Below are 3,757 nucleotides of genomic sequence, written 5' to 3'. Positions count from 1 at the left end.
TTTCGGCAATGGTCTGGGTGATGCCGCCGATCGCCGCGACGGCGTCGCTGGTCGAGGTCTGCATCGCGGCAACCTGCGCGGAGATCTCCTCGGTCGCCTTTGCGGTCTGGTTGGCGAGCGCCTTGACCTCGGAGGCGACGACGGCGAAGCCGCGGCCGGATTCGCCGGCGCGCGCCGCCTCGATGGTGGCATTGAGCGCGAGCAGATTGGTCTGCGCCGCGATCGAATGAATGAGCTTGACCACCTCGCCGATCTTCTCGGCGCCGGTCGAGAGCTCCTGCACCGTAGCGTTGGTGCGCTCGGCGTCGTTGACGGCGCGGCTCGCAACTTCGGTCGAGCGCGTGACCTGACGGGAGATTTCCGCAACCGAGCTCGACAGCTCCTCGGCAGCCGCCGCGACCGTGCCGACGTTGCCGGAGGCCTTTTGCGAGGCGGCCCCGACCGTCGCCGCACGGGAGGAGGCGTCGCTCGCGGTCGCCGTCATCGACTGCGCCGTCGTCTGCATCCCGGCCGCGGCCGTGGAGACCGAGCGGACGATGCCGTTGACGCTGCGTTCGAAATCCTTGGCGATCTCTTCCATCGCGCTGCGACGTTCCGCCGCGGCGCGGTCCTTGGCATCGGCCTCGGTCTTCTCGAGGTCGCGGATGCGAATTGCGTTGTCCTTGAAGATCTGCACGGTCGAGGCCATCGCGCCGACCTCGTCGCCGCGGCCGACGCCCGGAATGTCGCCCTCGAGCTTGCCGTCGGCGAGGTCCTTCATACGGGCGCCGAGCAGCGCCAGCGGGCGGCTGATGCCGCGACCGATCAGCCAGGCAACGCCACCGGCAACGATGACGATGCCGAGCATGGCAAGGCCGAGCATCCAGTAGACCGGCCCCATCTTGGCATCGATGTCGTCGAGATAGGCGCCGGTGCCGACATACATGTCGAAGCCGGGCACCGCCACCGCATAGCCGATCTTGCGGATCGGCTTCTCTTGCCCGGGCTTCATATACTCATAGTGCAGCAGGATCGATCCCTTCGCCTTCACACCCTCCATCAGTTCGACGGACAGTTTGCGGCCGTTGGTCACGACGTCCATTCGGTTGGCACCGATCACCTTCGGATCGGGTGCAAGCTGCGTGATGCCATCGTAGGAGGTGCCGAACAAATAGCCTGCCCCGTTGTCGTAGGTCATCGCGTTGCCGTAGCGGCGAATCTCGGCCATCGCCGCGTCCTTCGTCATCTCGCCGGCGTCGACCCGCTTCTTGAGCGCAGCCGCGTAATTGCGTGCCATCTCCACGATCGCCTTGGCCTGGTCGATGCGCGCATCCACCATCTCCTGCTTCATCAGGTAAGCGGCCAGGACGCCAGAGATGCAGAGACCCAACAGAGTGACGCCGACGAGAATGCCGAGCTTCGGGGCGATCTTCAGATTGCTCAATTTCACGGGTGGGCTCCGAATAATGGGATACGGGCGCGCGACGAGATCGATCAAATTCGAATCAAGTCTTAGGAGCGGAGCCCTTAGCAAGTTCCTTACGCACCTCCGTAGAAGCCCGGAGCTTGTGCGGAAAAGCAGGAATATACCTGGCCGACGACAACCGTGAATTGTACGCACTCGCCCGGATTTCGCGTAAAAGACGCAAAGGCCCCCCGTCGAGGCGGGTCACGACAAGAAACCAGATCGGGAGCAGAGAATGCCGAAATACAGGGTGGTGACGCCCAAGGGTGCGAGCTTCACCGTCGCGGGCAGCGATTATTCCTATGAGCGCGAGGCGCTCGATCCGATCGATGCCGAGATCGTCGAGGCGCCCGCCGACGAGGCCGGGTTCATCGCCGCGGCGAAGAATGCCGACGCCATCTACGCCAAGGGCATCCCGATCACCAAATCCATCATCGACGCGCTGGAGAGCTGCAAGGTCATCACGCTCGGCTCGGTCGGCGTCGACAGCGTCGACGTCAAGGCCGCCACCGCGCGCGGCATTCCCGTCACCAACATCCCCGACACCTTCATCGAGGAGGTCGCCGACCACGCCATGATGCTGCTGCTGGCCGGCTTTCGCCGCCTGGTCGAGCAGGATCGCATGGTGCGCGACGGCCGCTGGGCGGAAGGGCGCCCGGCGCTGCTCAAGATCCCGAGGCTGATGGGCCAGACGCTCGGCTTCATCTCGTTCGGCCGCGTCGCGCGCGCGGTTGCGAAGCGCGCCGCGCCGTTCGGCCTGCGCATGCTGGCGTACGATCCCGTCATCCAGGAAACGCTGATGTCCGAGCACGGCGTGGTCCCGGCGACGCTGAACGAGGTGCTGTCGCAATCCGATTTCGTCTCGATGCATGCCCCCGCGCGACCGGAGGTGCACCACATGATGACCGAGAAGCACTTTCGGCAGATGAAAAAGGGCTCGATCTTCGTCAACACCGGTCGCGGCGCCACCGTGGACGAGGAGAGCCTGATCAAGGCGCTGCAGGAGGGCTGGATCGCCCACGCCGCCCTCGACGTGCTGGAGAAGGAACCGCCCTCGCACAACAATCCCCTGCTCGGCATGGAGAACGTGACCCTGACCGCCCACGTCGCCTCGGCCTCGGCACGGTTTGACGAAGCGCGCAAGCGCCGGGTGGGCTACGAATTGTCACTGGTGTTGCAGGGCATGTGGCCGGTAAGCTGCGTCAATCCGTCGGTGCTGCAAAACACCGCGCTCCGCCGCTGGCAGCCCGTCAGCATGGACCGCGGACCGAACAGCTAGGCGGCCGGCGCGAACGCGCCAAGGACCAAACGGCCCCTTCACCGGCGATCAACGCCGGGAAGGGAGACATCATAGGGAGGTACTGATGAGGAACGACATCACACGTCGTGATGCCTTGGCGCTGGGCCTGTCCGCTGCAACGCTTGCTGCTACCGGTGCTGCAGCGCAAACATCCAACATCAAGGCTGCCGATGTTCCGGCACCCAAGCGCGAGATCGAGAAGGGCGCAACCTTGCGCATGCTGCGCCCGGTGCGCTTCGTCCAGGCCGACGAGGACGTGTTCCGCGCCAATGCGGCAAAATTCACCAAGGAGACCGGGGTCGAGGTCAAGGTCGATTTCGTCGGCTGGGAAGACATCAACCAGCAGACCGCGGTGACCGCGAATTCCGGGGCCGGCCCCGACATCATCATCGGCTTCTCGGACGCACCGCACATCTACATCGACAAGCTGATCGAGCTGACCGACGTCGCCGACTATGTCGGCAAGAAGTATGGCGGCTGGCTGCCGCTGGCGCAGCGCTACGGCAAGAAGAACAAGAGCGACGCCTGGATCGGACTGCCGTTCGGCGCCACCGCCGGCCCCCTGATCTACCGCAAGTCGATCCTGCAATCGGTCGGCTTCGACAAGGTCCCGGAAGACCATGCCGGGATTCTCGACCTGTGCCAGAAGCTGCACAAGGCGGGCAAGCCGGCCGGCTTCGCGCTCGGCAACGCCAAGGGCGACGGCAACGGCTTTGCCAACTGGGCGCTATGGTCGCACAACGGCTCCCTGCTCGACGAGGAAGGCAATGTCGTCATCAACAGCAAGGAGACGATCGCCGCGCTGAACTGGGTCAAGCAGCTCTATCCGACCTTCATCGCCGGCACGCCGTCCTGGAACGACGTCAGCAACAACCGCGCCTACTCCTCGCAGGAAATCTCGCTGACCGCCAACGGCGTCTCGCTGTACTTCTCGCTGAAGAACGACCCGGCGACCAAGGCGATCGCCGACGACAGCGAGCATCAGCTGCTGCCCAAGGGTGTCGCCAAGATCT

The 3,757-nt window shown here is 64.7% G+C and carries 3 protein-coding genes; 2 read left to right on the top strand and 1 reads right to left on the bottom strand.

Annotated features, from left to right (window positions below):
• On the bottom strand, positions 1-1,429 hold a 1,429-nt coding region (locus tag JHD07_RS35135; RefSeq protein WP_291630533.1), incomplete at its 3' end, for a methyl-accepting chemotaxis protein.
• 250 nt (positions 1,430-1,679) lie between these two features.
• Here JHD07_RS35135 and JHD07_RS35130 point away from each other — a divergent pair.
• Positions 1,680-2,723, top strand: a complete 1,044-nt coding sequence (locus tag JHD07_RS35130; protein WP_291630531.1) for a C-terminal binding protein — start codon at positions 1,680-1,682, stop codon at positions 2,721-2,723.
• 85 nt (positions 2,724-2,808) lie between these two features.
• Positions 2,809-3,757: extracellular solute-binding protein (locus tag JHD07_RS35125; RefSeq protein ID WP_291630530.1), on the top strand; the 949-nt coding region annotated here is incomplete at its 3' end.

The sequence above is a fragment of the Bradyrhizobium sp. genome, from assembly GCF_016462955.1.
Taxonomy (GTDB): Bacteria; Pseudomonadota; Alphaproteobacteria; order Rhizobiales; family Xanthobacteraceae; genus Bradyrhizobium.
The sequence above is the reverse complement of the archived record's forward strand: the minus strand, read 5'-3'. Positions and strand labels throughout refer to the sequence as shown.

Excerpts from the sequence above, each read along its gene's own strand:
- JHD07_RS35130 (WP_291630531.1), top strand. The coding sequence starts at position 1,680 with ATGCCGAAATACAGGGTGGTGACGCCCAAGGGTGCGAGCTTCACCGTC.